Source organism: Streptomyces sp. NBC_01454, assembly GCF_036227565.1.
Taxonomy (GTDB): Bacteria; Actinomycetota; Actinomycetes; order Streptomycetales; family Streptomycetaceae; genus Streptomyces.
The window spans coordinates 774,166-800,437 of the sequence record NZ_CP109460.1; the positions used below are offsets into that span (position 1 = coordinate 774,166).

Below are 26,272 nucleotides of genomic sequence, written 5' to 3' on the forward strand. Positions count from 1 at the left end.
CACGGGCGCTCCGGCCTCACCAGTAGCGGCCCTCGATCATCGCCTCCAGGGTGTCCCGGTGGAGGATCAGCGCATCGGCGTCGGCCGGGGCCGGCGCCTCGCCGAAGTGGATCCGGCGGTAGGCCACGCGCAGCATGACGATGGCGTGCCGCAGGGCCGCGTAGAGGGTGTGGAATTCCATGTCGCGGGGCGGGTGCCCGGTGAGGTGGGCATAGACGCTCTCGACGCGGTCACGGCACAGGAAGCCGGGCAGTCCCCGCTGTCCGCTGCCTTCGGCCAGGTCCTGGAAGAAGCGGTGGAGATAGACCATCCAGCCCAGGTCGAGTTCGCGAGGGCCCAGGGCCGCCATCTCCCAGTCGAGGACGGCGGCCGGCGCGAAGCCGTCGTAGACGATATTGCCGATCCTGGCGTCTCCCCAGCTCAGTACGGTCTCACCGGGATCCGGCGGCCAGTGCTCGGCGAGCCTGGCGAAGCCGCGCTCGATCAGCGGGGAGCGCGGCCGGCCGTCAACGACCCAGGCGTAGTAAGCCTGTTGGGCCTCCACATGGCGACTCAGGGCACTGCCCGTACCGGGCGTGGCGAGGAACTCGGCCTCGGCGAGCGGGACTTGGTCGTGCAGCCGGGCGAGGACCGAAACGCTGTCGGCTTCCAGCCGGTCGCGCTCGGCGTCGGTGGCGTCGTGGAGCCAATTCCCCTCGTACGTATAGGGCATGACGTCCGGCGGGACGCGGCCGGCGGCGCGGGACATCACGAAGAACGGGGCGCCGAGGTGCGCCGGGTCCTCCTCGAGCCAGAGGGTGCGGGGCACCGGGAGGTCGGTGCGGGCGGCGACCAGGCGCATGGTGCGGTACTGCCGCGCCATGTCGTACCGCGGGAAGACGCAGTACGCGGCGGGGTCGGCGGCGAGGCGCAGCGCGCAGGCGGACTCCGGCGGGTCGGGATGGTCGATGTCGAAGAGCAGGGTTTCGCTGGACATCCCGTTGGCGTCCGGGACGGTCGCGCCCCGGGCGCGGGCGCCGGGGAGCCGGGTGCCGAGCCAGGCGGTGAGGCGGCGGGTGAGCATCTCGGGGTCGCGGGTGGTGGTGCGGGGGCGCCGGGCGTCCGGGGCGCCCGCGGAGCGGTCCCCGGGCAGCGGGTGGTCCGTCATCGGCCGTCCTCCCCCGCGACGGAGTCATAGCCGGCGAATCCGCTCGGGTCGTGCCGGCCGAAGCTGCCGTGCTCGAAGATGCCGTGCCCGGTCCGGCCGTCCAGGGTGAAGCGGGCGGCATGGTCGGTGACGCCGTAGGCGGCGAGCGGGTGGGCCGCCGGGTCGGAGAGGTCGAAGCTGCGGCGGTCGGTCCAGCCGTGGCCGCGCCAGGTGCCGTGCTGCCAGTCGTCGGCGGGGGGATAGCCGGCGCCCACGGCCAGGGGCGAGGAGGTGAGGATCTCGGCGGTGAGGTCGAGGGGCGTGCGGCCGGGTCCGGTGAGGTGGAGGACGGCACGTTCGGGGTGTCGGGTGCCGGGGCGGTAGGTGATGTCGCTGTGCGGCCAGCCGAGTTGGACGTCACGGGCGCCGTCGCGGCGGACCGAGACGGCCTCGTTCAGGGTGCGGTGGCCGTCGGCGTCCTCCTGGACGATGACCATCACGAAGCGGTCGTCGAAGCGCACCGGGCACCAGAGCCAGTGGAAGCCCTCGGGCCGCAGCTCCTCGGCGGCCCGCCCGCCGTCCTCGCCCGGTATCGGGCGGACGCCCCAGCTGCGGTCACGGGTGCCGGTCCACTCCCCCGCCGTGACGGCGAGCTCCTGCCCCGCGACGCGGATGCGCCCGGTGCAGGTGCCCGCCTGGACGAATCGCCGGCCTTCGAGCATCAGCCGGTCTCCGCGGTACTGGGTGTGGTGCGGCTCCCAGGTGGCCGGGAACGCCGCGTGCCAGGTCAGGTCGTACGTCAGGCCGTCCGGGTCGTCGGGGTCCGCGGCGCAGGTCAGCCGCAGTCGGGTGAGCGGCTCCTCGACGGTAATGGTGAGCGGGCCGACGGTAAGGGCCAGGCGGTCGTCGGTGAGCGCGTCGGAGGCCCGTACGACGTGCAGCCGGTCACCGAGGCGGAGGGTGGCGTAGGCGTCGATGACGCCGGTGTTGGGGTAGACCCCGAGGCCGGCGATCAGCAGGGCGCGGCCGAAGTGGTCCATGACGTGGAAGATGCAGCGGTCGTAGGCGTTGCGGTCGCCGGTGGCGACATGCCGCATGGACAGCGGGACCTGGTGGATCGGGTACTCGTCGAGCGCGATCGGGCGGTCGGGCACGGTCTCCTCCTGGGCGGGCGCGGTCGGCGGGGTGCGCCGCAGGAGAGGCGAAAGGCAGCCCACACGGCGGGAATTGACGGTACGTCAGCTTCCGTCGGACGGCCAGGCCCGGACGCGGGAGGGGCGGGGCGCCGGACGTGCGCACGGTCCGCCGCTGCCTGGCGCGGTCGCGGGGTGGGGAGCAGTGGAACAGGCCGCGGCGGAGCGGGCCGAGGGCGTCGCCCCGGTCCGCTCCGCCGCCGGCGCTCAGCGCGTTTCGGGGCCCGCGAGATGGCGGGCGATGACCATCCGCTGGATCTGATTGGTGCCCTCGACGATCTGCAGGACCTTGGCCTCGCGCATATAGCGCTCGGCCGGGAAGTCGAGGGTGTAGCCGTAGCCGCCGAGCAGCTGGACGGCATCGGTGGTCACCCGCATCGCGGTGTCCGTGCAGAACAGCTTGGCCATCGCCGCTTCCTTGGAGAACGGCAGACCGGCGTCGCGCAGCCGGGCGGCGGTGAGGTAGAGCGCGCGGCCGGCCTCGATCTGGGTGGCCATGTCGGCGAGCATGAACCGCAGGCCCTGGAAGTCGAGGATCGGGCGGCCGAATTGCTGCCGTTCGGCGGTGTAGGCGAGCGCCTCGTCCAGCGCCGCCTGGGCGACGCCGATGGCACAGGCCGCAATACCCAGGCGCCCGGAATCCAGGGCGGACAGCGCGATGGCGAATCCCTGGCCCTCGTCCCCGAGGCGGCGGGCGTCGGGGACGCGGACGGCGTCGAAGTGCAGCTGGGCCGTCGGGGAGCCCTTCATGCCCATCTTGCGCTCGGGGGTGGCGGCACTCAGGCCCTCGGCGTCGCCGGGGACCAGGAAGGCGGTGATGCCGTGGGCACCGCTGCCGCCGGTGCGGGCCAGGACGGTGTAGAAGTCGGCCACGCCGCCGTGGGTGGTCCAGGCCTTGGTGCCCTCCAGCGTCCAGTCGTCCCCGTCACGGGTGGCCCGGGTGGTCAGGGACGCGGCATCGGAGCCCGAGGAGGGCTCGGAGAGGCAGTACGCGCCGAGGAGGCCGCCGCCGAGCATGTCCGGAAGGTGTTCGGCGCGCTGCTCCTTGGTGCCGAAGCCGGCGAGCGCATGGCAGGCGAGGGTGTGGACGCTGACGCCGAGGCCGACGGTGAGCCGGGCGGCGGCGAGTTCCTCCACGACCTGGAGGTAGACCTCGTAGGGTTGGCCACCGCCGCCGAATTCCTCGTCGTAGGGCAGCGAGAGCAGACCGGATCGGGACAGCAGGGTGAAGGTCTCGCGCGGGAAGCGCCCGGCGTCCTCTTCCTCGCCCGCCGTGGGCCTGATCTCGCGCTCGGCGAGCTCGCGTACGAGTGTCAGCAGATCGCGGGCTTCCTCCGTGGGCAACCTGCGGTCCACCGGCTGGGGGCCGTACTCGGTCATGGCGGCGCTCTCCTCCCTGTCGGGCGCTGCGGCGACACGCGCGCGGGGTGGGCGGCGGCGCCGGTTTCCATCATGCCTGTCCGGTGATCGCTTTCCGGGTCTCGGAAGGCGATGACCTGCGACGGTGGCGCTAGGAGTATGCCCGATCGGAGGCTCCGCGTCACGGGTTGATCATCACGGGCCGTGGAGATCAGGTCCCGGTCCCCGTCGTCCGGGAAATTGGTCCGAACCATTGACGCAGTGGTCTAGTCCTTCTACCTTCTGCTGCAACGTTCAACGCGTTCATGCCAATTCGGAACGCAGGTCAGGTCAGGCACCATCCCTCGCCCCCTCGAGGAGACACGACATGCTCAGACCGCACCGGATGCGCACACCGCGCAGACTGATCGCCGCCGTCACCGCGCTGTGTACCGCGGCGCTGGCCGGCACCCTGCTCGCCGGACCCGCCTCCGCCGCCCCCACCGGCGCCCCCGCCACGCACCGCCCGGCCACCGCCGCGCCGGCCTCCACCGGCAAGGTCGCCGGCGACAAGGTCGTCGGATACTTCACCAACTGGGGTGTCTACGACCGCAATTACCACGTCAAGAACATCGAGACGTCGGGGTCGGCGGCCCGGCTGACCCACATCAACTACGCCTTCGGCAATGTGCAGGGCGGCAAGTGCACCATCGGCGACTCCTACGCCGACTACGACAAGGCGTACACCGCCGACCAGAGCGTCGACGGCACGGCCGACACCTGGGACAACGGCGCGCTGCGCGGCAACTTCCACCAGCTGCGCGAGCTCAAGAAGCTGCACCCGGGCCTCAAGGTGATCTGGTCGTTCGGCGGCTGGACCTGGTCGGGTGGCTTCGCCGAGGCCGCCAGGAATCCCGACGCCTTCGCCCAGTCCTGCCGGGACCTGGTCGAGGACAAGCGCTGGGCCGATGTCTTCGACGGCATCGACATCGACTGGGAATACCCCAATGCCTGCGGCCTGACCTGCGACACCAGCGGCAAGGACGCCTTCACCGGGGTCATGCGGGCACTGCGGTCGACATTCGGCTCGCACGCTCTGGTGACCGCCGCGATCACCGCGGACGCCTCGGCCGGCGGCAAGATGGACGCCGCCGACTACGTGGGCGCGGCCCAGTACGTCGACTGGTACAACCCGATGACCTACGACTACTTCGGCGCCTGGGACGCCAAGGGCCCCACAGCCCCGCACTCCCCGCTCACCTCGTACAGCGGCATCCCGAAGGCCGGCTTCAACACCACCGACACCCTCACCAAACTCAAGGGCCTCGGTGTGCCGGCGAGCAAGCTGCTGCTGGGCATCGGCTTCTACGGCCGCGGCTGGTCGGGCGTCACCCAGGACGCGCCGGGCGGCACGGCGACCGGCGCGGCGCCGGGCAGATACGAGGCCGGCATCGAGGACTACAAGGTGCTCAAGACCCGCTGCCCGGCCACCGGCACGGTGGGCGGCACCGCCTACGCCAAGTGCGGTGATCAGTGGTGGAGTTATGACACCCCGCAGACCATCGGCAGCAAGATGGCCTTCAAGAACGCACAGGGTCTGGGCGGCACCTTCTTCTGGGAACTGAGCGGCGACACCACCAACGGCGAGCTGATCAAGTCGATCACGTAACGCGGGGACGCCGCGGGCCGGGCGGGAGGCAGCTTCTCCCGCCCGTTCGCCGTGGGCACCGTCTCCCGCTCGTTGGCAATCACCCGACAGGGCGGCGCGGAAGCGCGTCGTGCGCCCCCGCGGGGTTTACGGCTCCGTCCCGTACGAGCACCATCGCCCCAAGGGCAGGAGCCGTATCGAAGAGGTGTCACGTGGTCAACCCCTGGCTGGCGATGGAAGCCGGTGCCGACCCGGTGGAGCGCACCCGCACGGTGCGCCGGGCCCATGCGGCTTTCCTGGCCGACGGGACCGTCGCACCACCGGTACGCCAAGTGGTCGCCGACTCCTGGCGCCGCTCGGCCGACGCCCGGGCCGCGGCGGACGGCGCCGCGCCCATCGAGCTGGACGAGTCCGCTCTGGGCGCCTACCGGGACGGGCATCCGCTCGCCCGTGCCATGCCCGTCTTCCGCGAGCTGCTGGGCAGTTTCGCGCAGGACGGCGCCCATCTGCTGGCCGTCTGCGATCCGCAGGGACGGCTGTTGTGGGTGGAGGGACACCGCGGGGTGCGGCGCAGCGCCGAGCGGATGAACTTCGTCGTCGGCGCCCGCTGGGACGAGCGGCACGCCGGCACCAACGCGCCGGGCACCGCCCTCGCCGCCGATCACGCGGTACAGATCTTCGCCGCCGAGCACTACAACCGGCAGGTGCAGCGCTGGACCTGTGCCGCCGCCCCGCTGCACGATCCGCGCACCGGGCGGCTGCTGGGCGCCGTGGACATCACCGGCGGCGACCATCTGGCGAGCCCGCACAGCCTGGCCCTGGTGCAGGCCACCGCCCGCGCCGCGGAGGCCCATCTCGCTGCGGGCGTCCCGGAGTGGGGCGTGTCTCTGTCGGCGCTCGGCCGGGACGAGGCGCTGCTGGTCGTCGACGGCGAGCGGTGGCGGCTCGGCCGGCGGCACAGCGAGATCATGGTGCTGCTGGCCGGGCACCCCGAGGGGCTCACGGGTGATCAGCTCTCGGTGCTGCTGTACGGCGAGCGCGAGCGGCGCCCGGTGACGCTGCGGGCCGAGCTGTCCCGGCTGCGGCAGCTCGTCGGCACTCTGCTCCATTCTCGTCCGTACCGGCTCAGCCGGCCCGTCGAGACCGATGTGCGCACGGTCGAGGAGGCGCTGGCGGCCGGTGATGTGCACTCCGCGCTGGCCGCCTACCGCGGTCCGCTGCTGCCACTGTCGGAGGCGCCGGGCGTCCAGCGGCTGCGCGGTGCACTGGAGGACCGGACACGGTGTGCGCTGCTCGGCGCGCACGACCCCGGTCTGCTCCGCGAATGGTCGCGCACCCCCTGGGGCGAGGACGACCTGGTGATCTGGGAGGCCCTGGTGGACGCCCTGCCGGAGCGCTCGCCCGCCCGCACCGCGCCGATGGCCACCGCCGACCGGCTGCGCGCCGCCTACGGCCTGACGGGCGCCTCCCGGGCCGGTACGGCGCCCACCCCCGGCCCCTCGCGCGTCGCAACCTTCGCGCAACCTCCGCGGCCCTAGCCTGCGCGCATCGCCCGTCGCACGGGAGTGGCGGGCACCGCGCCGAGAGCGATTGGGAGGCCGCCCCATGGCCCGTTACGCCAGCCCGGGTTCCGCCGACGCCGTCATGAGCTATCTGCCCCGCTACGACCACTGGATCGGCGGCGAGTACGTCGCGCCGGCGCTGGGCCGGTACTTCGAGAATCCGACGCCGGTCAACGGACAGCCGTTCACCGAGGTCGCGCGGGGCACGGCCGAGGACGTCGAGCGCGCCCTCGACGCCGCCCACGCGGCCGCGCCCGGCTGGGGCCGCACCCCCGCCGCCGAGCGCGCCGCCGTCCTCAACAAGATCGCCGACCGGATGGAGCAGAATCTGGAGAAGCTGGCGGTCGCGGAGAGCTGGGAGAACGGCAAGCCCGTACGGGAGACCCTGGCGGCCGACATCCCGCTCGCCATCGACCACTTCCGCTACTTCGCGGGGGCGATCCGTGCCCAGGAGGGCTCCCTGTCGGAGATCGACGAGGACACCGTCGCCTACCACTTCCACGAGCCGCTCGGGGTGGTCGCCCAGATCATCCCCTGGAACTTCCCGATCCTGATGGCGACCTGGAAGCTCGCCCCGGCGCTGGCCGCCGGCAACGCCGTGGTCCTCAAACCGGCCGAACAGACCCCCGTGTCGGTGCACTTCTGGATGAGCCTGATCGCCGATCTGCTGCCGCCGGGCGTGATCAACATCGTCAACGGCTTCGGCGCGGAGGCCGGAAAGCCGCTGGCCTCCAGCCCCCGGGTCGCCAAGGTCGCGTTCACCGGCGAGACCACCACCGGCCGTCTGATCATGCAGTACGCGTCCGAGCATCTGCGGCCGGTGACCCTCGAACTGGGCGGCAAGAGCCCCAACATCTTCTTCGACGACGTCTCGTCGATGGCGGACGACTTCCAGGACAAGGCACTGGAGGGCTTCACCATGTTCGCCCTCAACCAGGGCGAGGTGTGCACCTGCCCGTCGCGGGCACTGATCCAGCGCGGGCACTACGACGACTTCCTGGCGGCCGGGGTGGCCCGTACGGAGAAGATCGTCCAGGGCCACCCCCTGGACACCGACACCATGATCGGCGCCCAGGCCTCCAACGACCAGCTGGAGAAGATCCTCGCCTACCTGGACATCGGCCAGAAGGAAGGCGCCCGCATCCTCACCGGTGGCTCCCGGGCCGAACTGGGCGGCGAGTTGGAGGGCGGCTACTACGTCCGGCCGACCATCTTCGAGGGCAACAACGGCATGCGGGTCTTCCAGGAGGAGATCTTCGGCCCGGTGGTCGCCGTGGCACCGTTCTCCGACTTCGACGACGCCATCGGCATCGCCAACGACACCCTGTACGGCCTGGGCGCGGGCGTCTGGACCCGCGACGGCTCCACCGCCTACCGCGCCGGCCGCGCCATCCAGGCCGGCCGCGTATGGACCAACTGCTACCACGCCTACCCCGCCCATGCGGCATTCGGCGGCTACAAGCAGTCCGGAATCGGCAGGGAAACCCACAAGATGATGCTGGATCATTACCAGCAGACGAAGAACCTGCTGGTGAGCTACTCGGCAAAGAAGCTGGGGTTCTTCTAGGGCTCAAGAAAGGGCGCCTGACCTGGACTTCTACCCGTCAGGCGCCTTCCGTATGGCCCGTTCGGAGCAACGCCCGGTCTGCGTTGTCACTCCCGGATTCTCCCGCCGGCATCCCGTGACCGACCAGCGTTTCCGGACCGGTCATGGACCACTATCCGGTCTACCCGGCAGATTGCGCCCCCTGACTGACGCGGTCCCACTCCTGATCGTCGAGGGCATCCGCGCCCTCGTCACCCACCCGGTCCCCGATCCACCACGACCGGGCGTCGGCGCCGGCCGGGCGGATCGGGGTCAGTGGACTGAGCGACTCGGCCGCCGTATCAACTCACCAGGTTCATCCACGTATTCGAGCCGACCACGCCGTCCGCGGTCAGCCCCCTGGACTTCTGGAAGGCACTCACGGCGTCCCGGGTTCCGGCCCCGAACCGGCCGTCCACCGTGACAGCGGCGCCATGGGCCTTCAACTCGTCCTGGACTGCCCGCACGGCCGCTCCGGTGTCGCCGTGCCGCACGGTGACGATCAAGTGCTGCCAGGTGTTCGGCCCCACGATGCCGTCGGGCGTCAGCCCCTGGGACCTCTGGAACGAGACCACGGCGTCCCGGGTTCCCGCCCCGAACCGGCCGTCCACCGTGAGGGACGCCCCGTGGGCGCCGAGCAGGTACTGCAAGGTGGTCACCTGCCGGCCTGCTTGCCCCTGCTGCATCAGAGGCCAGCTGGGAGCCGGCAGCGGAGGCGTGTAGTCACCCAGGGCAAACGTCTTCAGGTCCTTCAGGCTGCCGTTGAAGACGTCCTGATCCCCCGGGAAGGCACCCGAGGCGGCGGTCTGCCAGACGGTGTAGGTGTTCCAGCCGGCGGGCAGAGGGGTGGGCGTGCCGGACTGGTTGACGATCCACAGCGGGTCGGTCCTGCCGAACCCCCGGTAGTTCCCGGTGCAGGTCGCCCACCAGCCGGCGGGGGTATAGATCACCGGGTGGCGCCCCGTGCGGGCGTGGTACTCCTTCACGAACTCCGCGATCCAGCTGGTCATCGCGTGGTGGCTGAGCCCCCAGCAGGTATCACCGTGCCCGTTGGCCTCGAGGTCCAGGGCTCCGGGGAGGGTTTTGCCGTCGCGCGTCCACTTGCCGCCGTGGGCCAGGAAGTAGTCGGCCTGCGCACGTCCGCCGGAGGCGTCCGGGCGGGCGAAGTGGTAGGCGCCACGGATCAGACCGGCACCGGCCGCCCCGTTGTACTGCTGCGAGAAGTAGCTGTTGGTGTAGCTGACCCCTTCGGTCGCCTTCACGTAGGCGAAGGCGGCGCCCTTGGCGGCCGTCGCTTGCCAATCGACACGGGGGGTGTGGCCGCTCACATCGAGCCCGCGCACCTGGGCCGTGGACCGGGCCGCCTCAGTGGCCGCGGTGGTGGCCGCGTGGGCCACGCCGTGGACGTCGATGCACAGGGCCGCGAGTCCGGCGGCGAGCACCGCCGCACCGCGGACCCGCCACCCGGCCCTGCCCACCGCGCCGTTGCGGGCATGGGGATACCTCATCGCTGTCTCTCCGTTCTGGTTCCGTGGTCGGTCATGGCCGGCGTCGCAGGCCCTCCCGGGCCTGCGACGCCGTGCACCGGCCCCTGCGGCGCTCAAGGCGCCGACAGGGACCGACGGGAGGGCTGGGCGTGATCCGCTACGGGCGCACCAGGCCGTAGAAGACGGATCCGGACAGCGGGTAGCTCTTGTCGTAGACGCCGTGCCGGCCGGGACGGGCGGGGTTGGACGTGTTGCCCGAGATGACGCGCACGGTCCCACCGTTGGCCTGGTCGACGACGCCGATGTGGTATCGGTTGTGCGCGCTGCCGAAGATGATGAGGTCTCCGGGCTTCGCGGTACCGAGGCCGCTGGTGCCGACCCACCGGTGGTGCGCGACGGCCCAGTCGTAGACGCGGGGCACGTAGGTCATGAAGGGGATGTCGGCACCGGACTGCCGCCAGACCCAGGTGGCGAAGGCCGCACACCACTCGTTGCACACGCTGTACGGCTTGCCGGGAACGCACTCATGGGAGTCAGCCGTGACCCCGATCTGGCTCTTGGCGGTCTTCACGATCCTGGCCCGGAGCCCGGTCGTGGCGTGGCAGCTCTTGACGAACCGCTCGATGCCCATGGCCTTCATCGTCTGCTCTCCGGCGATGCCGTCCGCGGAGAGATGGTGGGCGGCCTGATAGCTCTTCACCGCGCTGGTCGTGGGCGTCCCGTAGTCGCCGTTGGACGGGGCTCCGGCCTTGGCCTGCACCTGCTTGACCACGGACGTGAGTCCGGCAAGCGTCTGCGGGCCGATGACGCCGTCGACACCGAGGCACCGGTCGCTCTGGAAGGACTGCGTCGCCGCCTTGGTCTTGGGGCCGCCGACACCGTCCACGTCACCGGCGTGGTAGGCCAGGCCGTTCAGGTCGCGCTGGGCCAGCTTGATCTGCGACGAGGCGGCGGCCGGCCTGACCGTTGACGAGATGGCCGCTGAAGCCTGGCCCGGCACGACCGCCAGGGCACCGGCCGCGACCGCGGCCGTCAGCAGACCGACGGCAGTCCGCCGGGAGCGCCACATCGGACGCCGGGTTGCAGGAGCGTTCGTGAGCATTTCGGAACTCCTCATGTTCAGGGAGAAGAGAAGGTGAGACCCGGGAGGAGCGTGCACACGGCATTCGCCTCGGCCGTACGACCGCTGATTCGCCCCCGGTCGGCGTCGGCGGCTCCCCCGCGTCCGCCGTCGCCAAGTCGGTTCTACGGCAGGTCACGTTGTCCGGTGTCGGCGAAGAGGCTCCGGACAACCGGCTCCGGACAATAAGCTCGCCGCGACACCTCAGGGATGCGGGGGGCAGTACAAGTGCCAAGGAAAGAACAGCCGTTGGAGGACGACGGCAGCGCACTGACCGACTTCGCTGCGGGGCTGCGCCTGATGCGGGACAAAGCGGGGAAGCCCACCTACCGCCAACTCGCGACGAAGGCGCATTACTCCTCGACCACACTCGCGGACGCGGCCGGGGGCCGGAAGCTGCCCAGTCTGGAGGTCGCGCTCGCCTTCGTCCGGGCCTGCGGGGGCGACGAGGAGGAATGGAAGGGGCGCTGGCACGAGGTCGCCGCGGGCCTCGCCCCCGCGTCGCCGAACGGGCGGGACCGCGCGGGCCCGGAACAGGACCGGCCATGCCCCTATGTGGGCCTTGCCGCTTTCCAGCCGGAGGACGCCTCCTGGTTCTTCGGGCGCGAAAAACTCACGGACGACGTGGTCACCCGGGTCCGTGCCGACCGGTTCGTCGCGGTGTTCGGGGCGTCGGGGTCCGGCAAGTCCTCGCTGCTGCGCGCCGGTCTGGTCCCGCGCATGAGCGGGGGCGACCCGGACGGCGACCAGGGGTGGCCGGCCCTGCTGTTCACCCCGGGAGCACATCCGCTGGAGGAGTGCGCGGCCCGTCTCGCGGCCTTTGCCGGGGGCACGGCCCCGGAACTGCACGGGGAGCTGAGCGGTGACCCCCGGGCCCTGCACCAGGCGGTGCTGCAGGCGCTGGCCACAGGGGACCGCCCCGACGGCACGGATCTGCTGCTGGTCGTCGATCAGTTCGAAGAGGTCTTCACCCTCTGCCGGAGCAAGGACGAACGCGACCGCTTCATCTCCGCGTTACTGACGGCGGCCCAGGCCGCCAACAGCCGTACCCGCGTGGTCATCGGCGTCCGGGCCGACTTCTACGCGAGTTGCTCGGAACACCCCGAACTCGTCGCGGCCCTGCAGGACGCCCAGTTGCTCGTCGGCCCCATGTCGACGGAGGAACTGCGCCGTGCCGTCAGCCGGCCGGCCGTCCGCCGCGAATGCGCCGTGGAGACGGCGCTGCTGGCCCGTGTCGTGGCGGAGGCCACCGGACAGGCCAACGTCCTGCCGCTGGTCTCCCACGCCATGCGGGAAACCTGGCTCCGCCGCCGCGGCAACACGCTGACCCTGAGCGGCTACGAGGCCGCGGGTGGCATCCCGCACGCCCTTGCCAACACCGCCGAGGCCCTCTACCAGCAGTTGACCGCCGAGCAGCAGCGGCTCACCCGGTCCGTCCTGCTGCGGATGGTGGCCCCCGGCGAGGGCACCGACGACACCAAACGACCCGTACCGCGTGCGGACCTCGGCCCGGACACCGGCGCCGTGCTGGATCTGCTCGCCCGGGCGCGGCTGGTCACCCTGGACAGGGACGGCGCCGAGATCACCCACGAGGCGCTGCTGCACGCCTGGCCCAGGCTGCGCCGCTGGATCGACGAGGACCGGGCCGGTCTGCTCATGCACCAGCAGATCACCGAGGCGGCCGCCGTCTGGCAACGGCAGGGGCGCGACCCGGGCGCGCTGTACCGGGGCGGCGTCCTGGCCGCGGCGCGTCAGTGGGCCGCCACCCGCGGCGACGCGCTGGTCTCCGGGCCCCGCATCGAGGAGTTCCTCGCCGCGTCCGTCCGGCACGCGGGCCGCGCGGCCCGGCTGCGCCGCGCCGGAATCGCCGCCGTGTGCGTCCTCGCGCTCGTCGCCTCCGTGGCCGCCGTCGTGGCGTTCAAGAAGAGCGCGACCGCCCATGCCGAGCGCAACAACGCCATCGCGGGGGAGGTGCAGGCCGAGGCCGGCCAGCTGCGGGAGACCGACCCCTCGCTCGCCGCCCAACTCGACATCGCCGCCTACCGCATCCATCCGCAGCCGAAGCTGCGCACCGACCTGATCAACGCCGCCGGCGCCCCGGTGTCCAGGCCCCTGGCCGCCGGAAGCGGCACCGTGTACGCGGTTGCCTACAGCCCCGACCGCCGCACCCTGGCCGCGGCGGGAGCGGACGGCATGATCCGCCTGTGGAACGTCGCGGACCCCGCCGCCCCGGTGCCGCTCGGCCGCCCCGTCGCCAGCCACAGCCAGTGGGTCTACTGGCTCGCCTTCAGCCCCGACGGCCGCACCCTGGCCTCCGCCGGACGCGACCGCACGGTCCGGCTGTGGAACGTCACCCGCCCGGCACACCCCGCTCCCTGGGGGCAGCCGCTGACCGGCCACACGAGTTACGTCTTCTCCGTCTCCTTCAGCCGGGACGGACGCACGCTCGCCAGCGCGAGCGACGACGGTACGGTCCGGCTGTGGAACGTCGCCGATCCGGCCCACCCGCAGCGGCTCGGACAACCGCTGAAGGGCCACGACCACGGTGCCGTGGCCTCGGCCGCGTTCAGCCCCGACGGCCGCACCCTCGCCAGCGCGGGGCACGATCACACCATTCGGCTGTGGGACGTCACCCACCCCGCCGGCCCACGGCGTCTGGGACGGCTCACCGGCTTCAAGGACACCGTGTACGCCGTCGCCTTCAGCCCCGACAGCCGCCTCCTGGCGGGCGTGGGCAACGACCGCACCGTCCGGCTGTGGAACGTCGCGGACCCGGCCGACCCGGTGCCGCTCGGGGCGCCCCTGACCGCGCACCACGACACCGTGTACGCGGTCGCCTTCAGCCCCGACGGACGAGTCATGGCCACCGCCGGAGCGGACCACACCGTCCGCCTGTGGAACGTCATGAATCCCTCCGCGCCCGTCCCGATCGGGCAGCCCCTCACCGGACACACCGAATACGTCTACTGGCTGGCGTTCAGCCCCGACGGGCACAGCCTGGCCTCGGCCGGGGCCGACCACACCGTCAGACTCTGGCACCTCCCGAGCACCCTTCTGCCGGACCGGAGCTACGTCAACACCGTGGCCTTCAGCCCCGTACGGCACATCCTGGCCAGCGGCAGCACCGACCACACCATCCGCTTGTGGAACGTCGCCGACCCGTCACGGCCCACCCCCCTCGGCCGCCCTCTCACCGGCCATCACAACGCCGTACGGAAACTGGCGTTCAGCCCCGACGGCAAGCTCCTGGCCAGCGCCGGCCGGGACGGCACCATCCGGCTGTGGGACGTCCGGAACCCCACGCGGGCCGCGCTCGTGGGACACCCGCTCACCGGCCACCAGGGTGAGGTCAACTCGGTCTCCTTCAGCCCGGACGCCCGGACGCTGGCGAGCGCGGGCCTGCACGACGGGCAGGTCCGCCTGTGGGACGTCTCGCGGCCGGCGAACGCCACCGGCCTGGGTGAGCCGCTCACCGTCCACAACGGACCGGTCACCGCCGTGGCGTTCAGCCCACGAGGGCACGTGCTGGCCACGGCCTCCGCGGACGACACCACCCGGCTCTGGGACGTGACCCGTCCGGCCAGGCCCATCCCGCTGGGCCACCCCCTCGCCGCCCGGAGCGGCGGTGTCTACGGAGTGGCGTTCAGCCCCGACGGCCGGACCCTGGCCACGGCCAACGTCGACCACACGGTACGGCTGTGGAACGTCACCGACCCGGACCACCCGTCCCAGCTGGGTACCGCTCTCGTCGGCCACACCGGGCCGATCGACGACGTGGCCTTCAGCCCCGACGGCCACTCCCTCGCGAGCGCGAGCGACGATCGCACCGTACGACTGTGGACCCTCGATCCCGACCGGGCGATCCGGCGGCTGTGCGCCGCGACCGGCGGTGTCACCGCGCAGCAGTGGCGTCGGTACGTGCCCGAACTGGCCCTGAACCAGCCCTGCTCCTGACGCGGCCGGCAGCGGTGAGCGCACCGGCACCACCCGTCTGACCTGCGGGGCTCCGTCGTCATTGTCCGGACGATGTTGTCCGGTGCCGGCTCGTCGACACCGGACAACCACATCGGGCTAGACAGGGTTCGGTGGCACGAGCGGGACCGGCCGGCGCAGCCGCGGGCTCCGCTGTCACGGGCCACTGCTTCCATCCCGACGAACGAACGGAAAGCAGATGTCCACTCCGAAGATGACTGCGAGGCTCGGCCTGCTGGCCGCTGCCGTAACTGTGATCACCGGCGGTCTGTCCACGACGGCGGACGCCTCGCCCGCCGCGGCCACACTCCAGTACGGGAGCCAGGGCTGGGGAGTGAAGTGCGTGCAGGAGGCCGTCGACGACTGGGCGTGGCGGACCGGCCATGGCTGGCCGCTGGCGGTGGACGGCGGCTTCGGGTCCGGGACCCGGACCTGGGTCAAGAAGTTCCAGTCCGCCTCCGGCGCCTCCACCGACGGCGTCGTGGGCCGGCAGACCGGTAACAGCGTGCTGGACAACCTTCAGGGCGACAGCACATGGCGACACGACTGCTACGACTACGTCCCCAGCACCCACAGCTGACGGGCTCCGTCCTCCGCCCGGGGCCGGAGGGCGACCTGCCGTCCGGTCCCGGGCAATGACCGCGCCGCGACCGTCGCTTCACAAGAGGCGGCGGTCGCACGGCGGTTGGCCGTCACGACCTGTTCGGCTTCACCCCGACCTGCACCCGTGAAGTGTGCGAGCAGGCTGTGGGGCAGGTGAGGGGACGAGCGCCTGGGGGACACAGGCGCCCCTCCACACACCGCCGAGGCTCGTCGGGCGGGGTGTCAGCGGGCGGCGGAGAAGGCCATCAGCCAGGTGCCGTCGTCCTGTTCGGTGGCGTCGGAGTAGCCGCAGCCGTCGGCCTGCGCAGCCGTGCCCGGGTAGGCCACCTCGACTTCGACTTTCGGGAAGTCCTCGATGAACGCCGCCACCGCCGTCCGGCCGTCCCCACTGGGCCCCCGCTCGCAGTCGAGCCGGACGGTGCCCTCGATGTTCCCGATCCACCGCCGGAAAGCCTGCGGCCGCATCAGCTGGCCGGGCTCCATCTTGGTGCTGATGCCCCGCGCGATCCCGTCCATGACGGCGGCCACCTCGTCCAGCGGAGCCGCTGCGGCCCTCGGCGCCGGGTACAGATACGAGCTGTGGGGCTGCTGGTCGATCCCGCTCACGGTGCCGGCGAAGGCCTGACCGCCCGGCCCGGCGACCTTGACGTCGTACGCCCCGGTGGCAGCGGCCACGGGAGAACCCGGGTAGATCTTGGCCCACAGCTCGTCCTCGCGCTGCGTGGCGTCACCGATGCCGTAATTCCCGGACAAGCCGTCACCGGCCGGGATCAGGGCCGCGGAGCCGCCGCCGCGCAACGCGTTGCGGTAGCGGATGTCCAGGGTCAGGGTCGGGAAATCCCTGCGGAAATCCTTGATCACCGACCGGCAGGAGTGGCACGGACCCATGTCGGAGTACAGGATCACCGTGCCTCTGCGGACCGCGCCGATGCGCGAGGTGTACTGGGCGTTGCTCCGGCATCCCAGGTGGCTGTAGATCTCGTCGGCGAGGAGGTTCACCACCTGCCGTTCGGCGTCCGTCCGGTGCTGGATGCCCTTGAGGGCGCCGTCCCAGTCCTTCGGTTCCGCCAGGTCCTGGTAGTAGTTGCCTCCGCGCAGGGGCTGGTGCGAGACGCTCTGGACCTCCCCTTCGAGGTCCGCGTATCCGATGAAGGCGATCGAGTACGTCAGGGTCGCCCTGTTCGTGTATGCGGCGTTGGTCATGTGCTGCGTTCCCCCACTCCGTCGTGGTGCACGGCGCGACCGACCGCCCCACAGGTCGGTTCCCGTCGCCCTACCCTCGCACTCCCACTGTGGCGCGCGAGGGTAAACGAACGCTCAACACACGTGCGGGGCAGTCACACGTCGCCCGGACCCCCCCGCCGTGGTCAGCCTCGCCGGCCGGCGGTCCAGCTGCCCGCGCCGGAACGCCGGGCTTCAACAGGGCTCACGACAGCGTGGCCCGGCTCTACGTGAGGGTGTGGCGCCATGCCTGGTTGGAGGTTCCCGTACACGGCATGAGGCCCCCCTCGCGCCGGTTCCCGTCGGGTCGGCCGATGTCCTCGAGGCACTTACCGCTCACAAGGTGCCGAAGTACCACGACGTGGTCGTGGATGGTGTCCATGCGCCACTGCTGCGCGAAGCTGTTGTTGCAGGTCCACTACTGGACCCCCGCGCCGTCGTACGTGCCGTCACGCGGTTCGACGCACTTGTACGAGCGGCGCGTGGAGAAAGCCGTGCCGCCCACGTCATTCGAGCCGACGCCGAACACCTGGTTCTGCCCGCCCTTGCACTTGAACTGCTGCACGACTGCGGCCTCGTCATAGGACTCGTCTCTCACCTCCAGGCGCATTTCCGTCGCCAGGTTCTTGAAGCGAGCAGTGAGCAACGCCTGCGCATCGGCAGGGGCAGCCTGCGCGACGCCAGTCGCACCACTGGTACCCATGAGGCCGACGAAAACAAAGGCACAGAACAAGACGACGCTGCGGAAGCGGCGCGTAGACAGAGAAATAGCCCCCTCGATCATGAGGCGGGAATCGAACGGTCGCTGATGCGCCGCCATCAGCTCGGAGGCTGCGCCAACTCCGTGATACGGGAATCGGACATTCCCCGTGGAAACGCAACAGACGCCGCCAGGGCTCCTCGCCGACTCCGCTCTGAAGGAGACCGAAGAGTCCGGGGAGCCCGCCAATACGGGGACGGCATCGAGCCGGCTCGGCTCATCCGCCGGCCTCGGCCCCGGCGTCGTCGATCAGGCCCACGAACATTGTCCGGTGCGGCTGGTCGACGTGCCGCCGGGCGACCTCGGCCGCGCCCACCGCGAGCCGCGGGCGCCCTCCGGGCATCCGGCGGACGGGAACTGACGTCGCCTGGCGTGAGCTGCCGCCCCCATGGAGAGCGAGACGCCCGCTAAGATGCACCGGAAGTGAACAAATGCTCCCAAACAGGAAACTATCGGCCTTTGGGGCAGCGGTCTCCGGGACGGTGCGTCGGAGAGGTTCGGTCCGCGCTCCGCTCACCGACTGGCGCCCTGGTCCGCCGGATGCGGTCATGGCGCCCGTCGCGCATGACCGGTTTTCGGGACGGACGGGAAGCCGCCGACCGACCGGACCGGGGCCCCTCAGCGGGAGCGAACAGGCCATCGTGGAGAGGGGCGCTGCGTGAGCGTGCGACGGGTGGGCCTCGTCGTCCACGGCGGACGTCCCGCCGCCGTGGCGGCCGCCGACGTTGTCCGACGGTGGTGCGTGCGCCAGGACGTCGGCTGCGTCGCCATCGACGTGTGGAGTCAGGACGAGCAACGGCGGGATGCGCGGGAGGAGGTCGAAGCTGCCGGCAGCCCCGACCTGATCGTCACACTCGGAGGAGACGGCACCTTCCTTCGCGGAGCACGCCTGGCCGCACAGGACGACGCGCTGGTCCTCGGTGTCGACCTGGGCACTCTCGGCTTCCTGACCGAGGTCCCGGCCGACGGGGTCGAGCGCGCGCTGGACGCCGTCCATCGCGACCAAGTGGACATCGAGACCCGCCTGATACTGACCATGCGGGCGTCCTGCCCCCTGAGACTCCCTGAGGGAATGGAGGCCCTCCTGCGCTACGGCCGCGGTCCCGCGCTGCCGCCTCCGCTGGTGCGTCCCGATTGTGCCGTCGCCCCGGACTGGGGGGTGGCGCTTGACCTGACGGCCCTCAACGACATCGTCCTGGAGAAACTGGCACGCGACCGGCAGGTCTCCCTCGGCGTATACCTCTCGGGCCGGCTGCTCGCCTCCTACTCCGCCGACGCCGTCCTGGTCGCCACCCCCACCGGATCCACGGCCTACAGCTTCGCCGCCGGCGGCCCCGTCATCTCCCCTGCAGCCGACGCCATCGTCTTCACCCCTGTCGCTCCGCACATGACCTTCAACCGCTCGGTGGTCGCCGCCCCCGACGAGGCGGTCGCGCTACGCGTGCTGGGACATTCCGGCCGCGCGGCGGTCAGTGTCGACGGCCAGTTGTGCGGCGTCCTGGACCCGGGAGACTGGATCGGTGTCTACGCGGCTCCCCAGCGCCTGCGCGTCGTGCGGCTCGGACCGACCGACTTCTACGGCAGACTGCGTGAGCGCATGCGCCTGACCGACGCACCCGCGGCAGACGACGCCGGCATCACCCCCTTGTGGCCCCACACCACCCCGGCCCCCGATGACCTCGCACACCTGCGCCTGCCGCCCCTGCCCACGGACACCGACTGACCCGAGCGCCGCTCATCGACTCTGAGCGTCTCTCATCGACGGGACCCGTAGGCTGCGCACGGCGACAGCGCGCTGCGTCAGCCGCACGGAAACGTGGCACCGCTACGCCATAACGTGGTCACCTTGCCTCCCTTGAGCCGACCCTCGCCCCGATGGCGGTCGCCTTCTTCGGGGCGTCCCTCGCCGGGCCGAGGCTGATCGGCAGGTACGGCGGCCGGGTCACGGTCGCCGGGTGCGCTGATCCAGGGGACGGGCCTCGTGCTGCTGGTGCCGGCGGTCCGGCGCGACTGGCCGGACCTGGGGTCGTGGACCTGCTCCCCAGTCTGCTGCCGGCCGGGCTGGGCCAGGGCTTCCAGCTCCCGGTGCTGCTGCGGATCGTGCTCTCCGGCGGACCGAGCGGGGGTGGGCAGCAGGGTGATGGTGACCGCGCAGCAGTCCTCGCCGGCCGTGGGGGTGGCGACGCTCGGCACGCTCTTCCTGGCGGTGTCGCCCGGGCTGGACACGGGGAACGCGCTGGTGGTGACGCTGCTGGTGCAGCTCGGGGTGGTGGCGGTGACGGGGCTGCTGTATCTGCGGCTGCCCCGGGTGGTCGGCCGAGAGGAGCGGGACCGGCCGCGCCCGGTGCGGCGGCAGGGCCCCGGTACGGCAGCAGGGCCCGGACCGCGCGTCGCGGTCCGGGCCCTGCCCCGTGCGGTGCCGCCCTGCGGCGGCGGTGCGTCAGCTCTGTGCGGTGTCGTCGCCCGTCTGCCCGGCGCCCTCAGCTGCGCCTGCCTTCTCGCGCATCTTGCGCACCAGCTCCGCCTTCTGGTCGGCGGCACCCTGGCGGTCGAGGTTGCGGTGCGGACCGTTGTTCTGCCGTTCGGCGCGGGACAGCCTCTTGCGCTGGCCGCCGCCCATGCCCACGGGGTTGTTGATGTTCTTGCTCACGGGTTCTCCCGGAATGATGTGAAGTGATCTACGGATTCATCGGTGGGGGACGGGCGCGGCGACGTCGAAGGGCGTCAGCAGGGGCCCGTCACGCTCTCACTCGTAAATCGGCGTCTGGAAGAACATGACAAAGACATTACCCGGTTCCGTCGGCCCCGCACACCAAGTTTTTCGCCGCCCCGGCGTCGGCCGGGCCTTCGGCGAGCGCCCAGGGTCGGCCGTTTCCTTCCGGGAATCTCAGCCCGGCCAGCACCCGCCGGTGGTCACGGCCTGCTCGTGCCCGGTGCCCGGGCCGCTCTCCCCGTAGTAGACCTTACCGGTGGTCCGCTGCTTCGCCAGGTCCATCAGCTCTTTCTTGAGCGGGTTCACCTGGTTTTCGGATCCGCAACTCCTGCGGAAGGGGCGGGATTTCGCGCCCTCAACGGACACCTGCTCCCCTCCCGGAGGCAGCCGTCCATGAGCTCGTCGGAGGCGCTGGATGAGGTGCTCCGGGGTGGTGAAGGCGACGTGGGAGAGCCAACCGCGCCGGAGCAGGGACCACATGACCTTCGACGGGATGAGCCGACAGAGCATGTGCATGTCACCCATGCAGGAATAAATCACCCCATTAGATGCCATCCACCCCCTTCCGGTGTCCACATTAGGCATCAATGGGTAAATTAAGAGTGATTTGCCGAGATGTGAACTTGCATGAATTCGAAACGTGAATGAGTCAATTCAGACAGTGATGTGAGTCACTTGACACATTCGTCGAACAGGTCTTCACTTTCCACGTCAGCTGAAATGAATGCCGGGAATTCTTTCCGGTCTCCATATCTCCTGCCGTCGAATAAGTATCGCGCTCACCATACAAATGGAGGTGCTCATGAAACTCGTTCGCATCGTCAAGAAGTTCCGCCCGGAAAAGAGCCTCAAGGCATACGCCTGGTACGGCTGGATTTAATCAGGTAGTTTCCCTGCCGGGCTCGCGTCGGTCAGGAATTCTGGCCGGCGCGAGCTGCCTAACCCACGGAGTTCACCCATGCCTATGCACCGCGTCGGCGGGAGCGGTCGGGTCATCGAGTTCGCGCCGAGAATCGACGAACTGTTACGTCGCTATCGCGGTGCGTCGCTGTTCCGTCTGGAGCCCGACACGATCGGTATATCCGGCGCCGATCTGATGGACAGCTTGCTCCGTAGCAGGCCGGCCAACGCGGAGGAGAGGCCCACCTTCAAGCCCGTCCAGGGGCGGCTCGTCGGCCGTACCGATGCGTCCACCTTTATGCAGGCCGTGGGCTCGGACGTGCGAAACGCGCTGCAACGTCCCCTCGATGACGCGGTCGACCTGACCGGCCGGTGGCCGCATGTGGCGCATGTTTACCTGCGGAATCTCGTTTTCGGAAACGAACGTCTGCGATTTCGGGTTCTGGTCGACCGCCGGCTGGAGTTGACACCGAAACTGACCTGGTCGGCCGTCGCCTCCGGCGCCGCTTTGTTGGGCAGGCCTGGGCAGGGCGTGCCACTGTCAAAACTTGCCGCGCTCGTTCTCGATTCCACGACCTACGGTGACCGCCGCTATGCCATGTACCTGTACCGGCGGGTGGCAGCGCCGGTGTGCTTCACCGTATCCGCGCTGGTCACCAACGCCCTGTGGCTCGGGGCTCCGTTCAACGATGACGTATCGAACCGGAACATCATCCTTGAGGCGCTCCGGCTGCTTCCCCCTTCATGGAACATATTGCGAGTGGCTTCTCCGGAGTTCTCGGACGTGGACGCACGAATCGGCCCCAAAGACGATGTCCTGTTGCTTCCCCTGCTGAGCCACCGCGACCCCAAGCTCTGGGACGAGCCCGACACCTTTCATCCCGACCGCTGGGACGAGCTGGACGGAGACACCCACCCCGGATATCTCCCCTTCGGCCACGTAAGCGAACGATGCTGGGGCCGGCATATGGTCCTGCCCCTGGCCGAACGGCTCCTGGACCTCGTGCGCCGGGACGGCCTGGTGGTGAGTCCGGACCAGACCAGGGGGAAGGTCGAACTCGACGGATTGCTCGAAGTGTCCGAAGTGCAGATGACTCGACCGTGACGGTCCTGGAACCTGACGGCATATCGGCGGTGTGTCCGCGCAGATCATCGCGCGCAGGTACTGAGGTTGAACTCGTGGAGTCGTAGGGGCTGTTGGCTGGTCTCGTGCGGTATCTGCCGGGGCGCGCGGTATCCGCTGCGATGCAGACCCGCGGTGGCGGCCGATATGGACTGTGGGCGCTCTGGGCTCTCCGGGCGCCCCACGGGCGTGTCATCGGGACCGATGTGGTGGCCCATGCCGGAGCAAGCTGTCCGGCACAAGAAGGGTGCCGGCAAGATGACGAACCGCTGGGTCGGAGTGACCATCGGCTCCTCGTCTTCCAGCCCGTGGCCGAGCCGAAGCCCGGCAAGGTACGCCTGCACCTGGACGTCTCGGTCGACGACGTCGACGAGGGCGTGGTCGTCGTGATGGCCGATCCCGAAGGGCACGAGTTCTGCCTGGTCCAGTACTACTGACGCAGATTGCTCCAGGCTACGGACGCACCGCGCGTCAGGTCCTGCGCTCGCATGGCGATCAGGTGGCGGAAGCGACAAGCCTGGACCCGTAGAGAGGAACGCGACCGTTCCGCTCTGGGGCCGCACTCTCCTGCGGGCGGGCGCGGGCGCCGCCGCCACCTCCGGCGTGGTCACTACGGTGCACGGGTCGTGTCCGCGTGTGCGCGTTGCGGGCGGCGGTCGTGGGGCGGTCATCAACTGCTCCGCGTTGTTTGGTCGGAAGCTACGGATGCGGCTTCTCGGTGTGGTCGGTCAGGGCAGGATCTCGACGTACCCGTCGGTTCCGTGCACGCGGATCCGCTGCCCGTCCCGGATCAGCCGGGTGGCCTGCTCCACGCTCACGACAGCCGGCAAGCCGTACTCCCGGGCGATCACTGCGCCATGGGTCATCAGGCCGCCCACCTCCGTCACCAGGCCCGCGATTCCGACGAACAGCGGCGACCAGCTGGGGTCCGTGAAGGTCGTGACCAGGATGTCGCCCGCATCGAGATCGGCCTCCGCCATGTCAAGGATGACGCGGGCCCTTCCCTCGATGGTCCCGGCGGAAACCGGTAGGCCGATCAGGGCGCCGGCCGGCACATCGTCGCGCCGGTACGCCCCGGTGACGGCCTCACCATCCGAGGTGAGCACCCGGGGCGGTGTGAGCGCGTGGTACGACCGGAACGCCTCCTTGCGCTGCTGGATGAGCTGGTCATCCACCTGGTGCGAGCGCACGACGCCGTGGAGTTCCTGGAACGTGAGGGAGAAGATGTCCTCCTTCTCAGGAAGCACGTTGGCCTGCACGAGGCGCTCGGCCTCCGCCAGCAGGGCCTGCTTGTAGACGAAGTAGCGGCTGACGATGCCGTACTTCGGGTACTCCCGGTACCCGATGAAGGTTCTGACCCGGTCGATCATCCGCTTGGCCTCGTCGGCTTTCCGGTCCCCGTCCGGCAGGGCCCGCAAGCGTGACAGCACGTCCTGTTCCTTCTTCTGCGCCTTCTGCCGCCCTTGCGCGAAGCGCCGCTCGGCGGCGCCCGGCTCGAAGTTCCTGACGTTGTCGAGGATCACGGGCACGAGCGTGGTGGGGCGCTCGCGCCAACGTGGCCTCGTAATGTCGATCTCGCCGACGCAGCGCATGCCGTACCGGTCGAGGTAAGCCTCCAGGGCCTCGCGCGCTTCGGTCCCGCCCGCGACCTTCGCCAGCTCGTCCAGGAAGGCTCTTTCGCCGGCGTACTCGACGTGCTCGACGCCCCGCAGGAACGCCACCACCTCCGGATGCGGGCGGATCACGTCCGCGACGTCGAGCAGCGCCAGTCCCATCTCCGACGTGACGTTGTCGGGGGCGGACAGCGTGAGCGTGTCAGCCGCGTTCTTCTCGCCCAGCCACTCCTGCAGCTTGTCGTTGAGCCACCACGTGGCCTCCATCCCCGCCATGATCGCCTGCATGCTCAGCGGATCACTGAGGACTCGCCTGTGCTCCTCGAAGGCCTCCAGCAGGAAGTCGAACAGCGCCGGTCCGGACTTCGTCCGGATGTCGCGCTCCAGGGCGGCGATGGACGCTTTGCTGCGCTCGATCAGCTCGGTGACGAGGGCCGGATCGGTCTCGATCGGGGCGGACGCACCGCCGGCCGGCGGCCCGCCGGGACCCGCGTCCGGGAGCGACGGGACGAAATCCTCGCGGTCGAGGACGGTCTCCAGAGCGTCCCTGATCAGCGGATCGCCTCTCCCCACCACGTCCAGGAGGGCGGCTCGGCTCGCGGGTGCGGCCAGTCTCCGGGTGACGTCGACGAACAGCCTCCCGCCGGCCGCGTGCATCGGCACCATGGCCGTCAGCTGCCAGATGGAGAGTCCCAAGGGCTTCATGGGGTCGGTCATCATCTGCCCATGACCAACGGAGACGTAGACGTGATTCTCCTGGTCACCGGTCTCGGGAAGGGGGAAGAGCGTCGTGATCGGCCGGCTCTGCACGACCTGGAAGACATCATCGACCAGGCACCATTCGATGTCCTGCGGGCTGCCGAAGTGCGCTTCGATCCGCCGCCCGAGCTGCACGAGCCGCACGACCTGCGCATCAGTCAGCGCCGGCTGCTCCTGCCGCTGCGAGTCGATCGCCACTTCCTGCGTACCGCCGGCCGGCCGGGCGTGCACGGCACGCTGTTTGGCGGCGATCGCCTTGGCGACGACTTCGCCGTGTCGCACCTTGAAGACGTCCGGGTTCACCAGGCCGGAGACCAGGGCCTCGCCGAGGCCGAAGCCGGCGTCCACGGTGGCGACCTTCCGGTTGCCCGTGACGGGGTCGGCCGTGAACAGGATGCCGGCCGCCTGCGGGAAGACCATCCGCTGCACGACCACGGCCATGTGGACCGTGCGGTGGTCGATGCCGTTCCGCCGGCGGTAGGTCACGGCCCGTTCGGTGAACAGCGAGGCCCAGCACCGGCTGACGTGCTGGAGGATCGCCGTCGGCCCCACGACGTTCAGGTACGTGTCCTGCTGGCCGGCGAAGGAGGCCGTCGGCAGGTCCTCCGCCGTCGCGCTGGATCGGACGGCGTAGGCGGCTTGCTCACCGAGCTGGGCGAGCGCGCCGGTGATCGCCGCCGCGAGATCGCCCGGGATGGCAATCCCTTCGATGGTCCGGCGAATCTGCGCGCTGAGTGTGCGGATCGCCTCCCGGTCGTCCGGGTCCACGCGCGACAACTGATCGAGCCGATCGCCGATTGACGGCGCTTCCGCCATGATCCGCCGGAAGGCGTCCGTCGTCACGCAAAAGCCACCCGGCACACGGATGCCTTCGATCCGCGACAGCCCGCCCAGGTGCGCGCCCTTGCCGCCAACGACCGCGACCTGCGTCTCGTCAATCCCTTGAAGATCCCGCACGTACCGCTCGGTCATCGCGATACCTCCGAGGCAGCCGTGCTCCGTCGCACTGCGGTGGCCGGTCGAATCACCGGCACCCGCAACCGCCCCACTGGTCCCGCCACCGGCTCGATGTCACCGCGTCCCCCATACACCGACAACAACACACGCACGTCGTGCTCCCATTTCCGCAGGTTGTGGCATCGGCCGACGATTCTGCGGCACGCCCCGGGTCTTGCCGCAAGCCCCCCAGCGCGCTATAACTTAGGAGTGGCAAGGAGAGTTCTCTCCTTGCCTTTGTCTTTGCCGTCCGCGGGAACTGACAAGCCTCTCGCAAAGCGGTGGGGCGTGGCGTACGGGTACGCGTTCTTGGCCCAGGCGGATGTCCCATCGGCCCAGTGACGCACACGCGGGTGGTCATCGGCATCGAGATGTTCAGGCAGGCACGGAGGAGCCGACGTGCCGCGCGCAACGAGCACGGCGACGACGCCCTCGACCCAGCCCTCACGGCCTGCCAGGTACCGGAGAAAGTCAGGTGCCAACGAGGCCCCGTAGCCGTCGGGTTTCTGTGCCTGGACCTCGGAGCCAGCGATACCCGGCAACAAGACATGGG

Annotated in this window: 20 protein-coding genes and 2 pseudogenes; 10 read left to right on the plus strand and 12 right to left on the minus strand. The window is 70.4% G+C overall.

Annotated features, from left to right (window positions below):
* Positions 1-16: 16 nt before the first annotated feature.
* The 3 genes from OIU81_RS03335 to OIU81_RS03345 form a co-directional block, all read right to left on the minus strand.
* On the minus strand, positions 17-1,147 hold the full coding sequence (locus OIU81_RS03335; protein WP_329143647.1) for a phosphotransferase family protein: 1,131 nt from the start codon (positions 1,145-1,147) through the stop codon (positions 17-19).
* Entirely contained in the window at positions 1,144-2,280 is a 1,137-nt protein-coding gene (locus OIU81_RS03340; RefSeq protein WP_329143648.1) for a hypothetical protein, read from the minus strand. Before OIU81_RS03340 ends, OIU81_RS03335 begins: the two co-directional genes overlap by 4 nt.
* Positions 2,281-2,526: 246 nt before the next feature.
* Entirely contained in the window at positions 2,527-3,699 is a 1,173-nt protein-coding gene (locus tag OIU81_RS03345; RefSeq protein ID WP_329143650.1) for an acyl-CoA dehydrogenase family protein, read from the minus strand.
* A 346-nt stretch (positions 3,700-4,045) separates the two neighbouring features.
* Here OIU81_RS03345 and OIU81_RS03350 point away from each other — a divergent pair, with 346 nt between their 5' ends.
* From OIU81_RS03350 to adh, 3 genes are all read left to right on the plus strand, one after another.
* Positions 4,046-5,326 (plus strand): glycoside hydrolase family 18 protein, encoded by a 1,281-nt coding sequence (locus tag OIU81_RS03350; protein ID WP_329143652.1) that lies wholly within the window; start codon positions 4,046-4,048, stop codon positions 5,324-5,326.
* Between the two features lie 191 nt (positions 5,327-5,517).
* On the plus strand, positions 5,518-6,843 hold the full coding sequence (locus OIU81_RS03355) for a GAF domain-containing protein (protein ID WP_329143654.1): 1,326 nt from the start codon (positions 5,518-5,520) through the stop codon (positions 6,841-6,843).
* 67 nt (positions 6,844-6,910) lie between these two features.
* Positions 6,911-8,434 carry an aldehyde dehydrogenase gene (gene adh, locus OIU81_RS03360; RefSeq protein ID WP_329143656.1) on the plus strand — a complete coding sequence of 508 codons (1,524 nt, stop codon included), beginning with the start codon at positions 6,911-6,913 and terminating at the stop codon, positions 8,432-8,434.
* 320 nt (positions 8,435-8,754) lie between these two features.
* Here the strand turns inward: adh and OIU81_RS03365 are convergent, their stop codons facing one another.
* Positions 8,755-9,960 (minus strand): GH25 family lysozyme, encoded by a 1,206-nt coding sequence (locus OIU81_RS03365; protein ID WP_329143657.1) that lies wholly within the window; start codon positions 9,958-9,960, stop codon positions 8,755-8,757.
* A gap of 136 nt (positions 9,961-10,096) precedes the next feature.
* Complete coding sequence (locus OIU81_RS03370; protein WP_329143658.1) at positions 10,097-11,041, minus strand: peptidoglycan-binding protein; 945 nt, start codon at positions 11,039-11,041, stop codon at positions 10,097-10,099.
* A gap of 267 nt (positions 11,042-11,308) precedes the next feature.
* Between OIU81_RS03370 and OIU81_RS03375 the strand changes: the two genes are divergently transcribed.
* Together OIU81_RS03375 and OIU81_RS03380 are read left to right on the plus strand one after the other, a co-directional pair.
* Positions 11,309-15,013 (plus strand): nSTAND1 domain-containing NTPase, encoded by a 3,705-nt coding sequence (locus OIU81_RS03375; RefSeq protein WP_329143660.1) that lies wholly within the window; start codon positions 11,309-11,311, stop codon positions 15,011-15,013.
* A 232-nt stretch (positions 15,014-15,245) separates the two neighbouring features.
* On the plus strand, positions 15,246-15,611 hold the full coding sequence (locus tag OIU81_RS03380; RefSeq protein WP_329143662.1) for a peptidoglycan-binding domain-containing protein: 366 nt from the start codon (positions 15,246-15,248) through the stop codon (positions 15,609-15,611).
* Positions 15,612-15,856: 245 nt separating this feature from the next.
* Here the strand turns inward: OIU81_RS03380 and OIU81_RS03385 are convergent, their stop codons facing one another.
* The 3 genes from OIU81_RS03385 to OIU81_RS03395 all read right to left on the minus strand — a co-directional run bounded on the left by OIU81_RS03385 (position 15,857) and on the right by OIU81_RS03395 (position 17,958).
* On the minus strand, positions 15,857-16,837 hold the full coding sequence (locus OIU81_RS03385) for a hypothetical protein (protein ID WP_329143663.1): 981 nt from the start codon (positions 16,835-16,837) through the stop codon (positions 15,857-15,859).
* 436 nt (positions 16,838-17,273) lie between these two features.
* Entirely contained in the window at positions 17,274-17,675 is a 402-nt protein-coding gene (locus tag OIU81_RS03390; RefSeq protein ID WP_329143664.1) for an RICIN domain-containing protein, read from the minus strand.
* Between the two features lie 157 nt (positions 17,676-17,832).
* On the minus strand, positions 17,833-17,958 hold the full coding sequence (locus tag OIU81_RS03395; RefSeq protein ID WP_329143666.1) for a hypothetical protein: 126 nt from the start codon (positions 17,956-17,958) through the stop codon (positions 17,833-17,835).
* A 315-nt stretch (positions 17,959-18,273) separates the two neighbouring features.
* Between OIU81_RS03395 and OIU81_RS03400 the strand changes: the two genes are divergently transcribed.
* Positions 18,274-19,338: an NAD(+)/NADH kinase gene (locus OIU81_RS03400; RefSeq protein WP_329143667.1), complete on the plus strand. Its 1,065-nt coding sequence runs from the start codon at positions 18,274-18,276 to the stop codon at positions 19,336-19,338.
* Positions 19,339-19,481: 143 nt separating this feature from the next.
* A pseudogene (locus OIU81_RS03405) lies at positions 19,482-19,929 on the plus strand (MFS transporter); the annotation flags it as partial.
* Positions 19,930-20,055: 126 nt separating this feature from the next.
* Here the strand turns inward: OIU81_RS03405 and OIU81_RS03410 are convergent.
* The 3 genes and pseudogenes from OIU81_RS03410 to OIU81_RS42220 form a co-directional block, all read right to left on the minus strand.
* Positions 20,056-20,265, minus strand: coding sequence for a DUF6243 family protein (locus OIU81_RS03410; protein ID WP_030069632.1), 210 nt, complete (start codon positions 20,263-20,265; stop codon positions 20,056-20,058).
* Positions 20,266-20,502: 237 nt separating this feature from the next.
* Positions 20,503-20,634, minus strand: a complete 132-nt coding sequence (locus tag OIU81_RS03415; RefSeq protein WP_329143669.1) for a hypothetical protein — start codon at positions 20,632-20,634, stop codon at positions 20,503-20,505.
* A gap of 96 nt (positions 20,635-20,730) precedes the next feature.
* Positions 20,731-20,811 (minus strand): annotated as a pseudogene (locus OIU81_RS42220) (transposase); the annotation flags it as partial.
* A gap of 319 nt (positions 20,812-21,130) precedes the next feature.
* Between OIU81_RS42220 and OIU81_RS42225 the strand changes: the two are divergent.
* The 3 genes from OIU81_RS42225 to OIU81_RS03425 all read left to right on the plus strand — a co-directional run bounded on the left by OIU81_RS42225 (position 21,131) and on the right by OIU81_RS03425 (position 22,788).
* On the plus strand, positions 21,131-21,208 hold the full coding sequence (locus tag OIU81_RS42225; RefSeq protein WP_353962383.1) for a tryptorubin family RiPP precursor: 78 nt from the start codon (positions 21,131-21,133) through the stop codon (positions 21,206-21,208).
* Positions 21,209-21,286: 78 nt separating this feature from the next.
* On the plus strand, positions 21,287-22,333 hold the full coding sequence (locus tag OIU81_RS03420; protein ID WP_329143671.1) for a cytochrome P450: 1,047 nt from the start codon (positions 21,287-21,289) through the stop codon (positions 22,331-22,333).
* Between the two features lie 140 nt (positions 22,334-22,473).
* Positions 22,474-22,788, plus strand: a complete 315-nt coding sequence (locus tag OIU81_RS03425) for a VOC family protein (RefSeq protein ID WP_329143674.1) — start codon at positions 22,474-22,476, stop codon at positions 22,786-22,788.
* A gap of 291 nt (positions 22,789-23,079) precedes the next feature.
* Here OIU81_RS03425 and rph read toward each other — a convergent pair whose 3' ends face one another.
* On the minus strand, positions 23,080-25,695 hold the full coding sequence (gene rph, locus OIU81_RS03430) for a rifamycin-inactivating phosphotransferase (protein WP_329143676.1): 2,616 nt from the start codon (positions 25,693-25,695) through the stop codon (positions 23,080-23,082).
* Positions 25,696-26,272 lie beyond the last annotated feature (577 nt).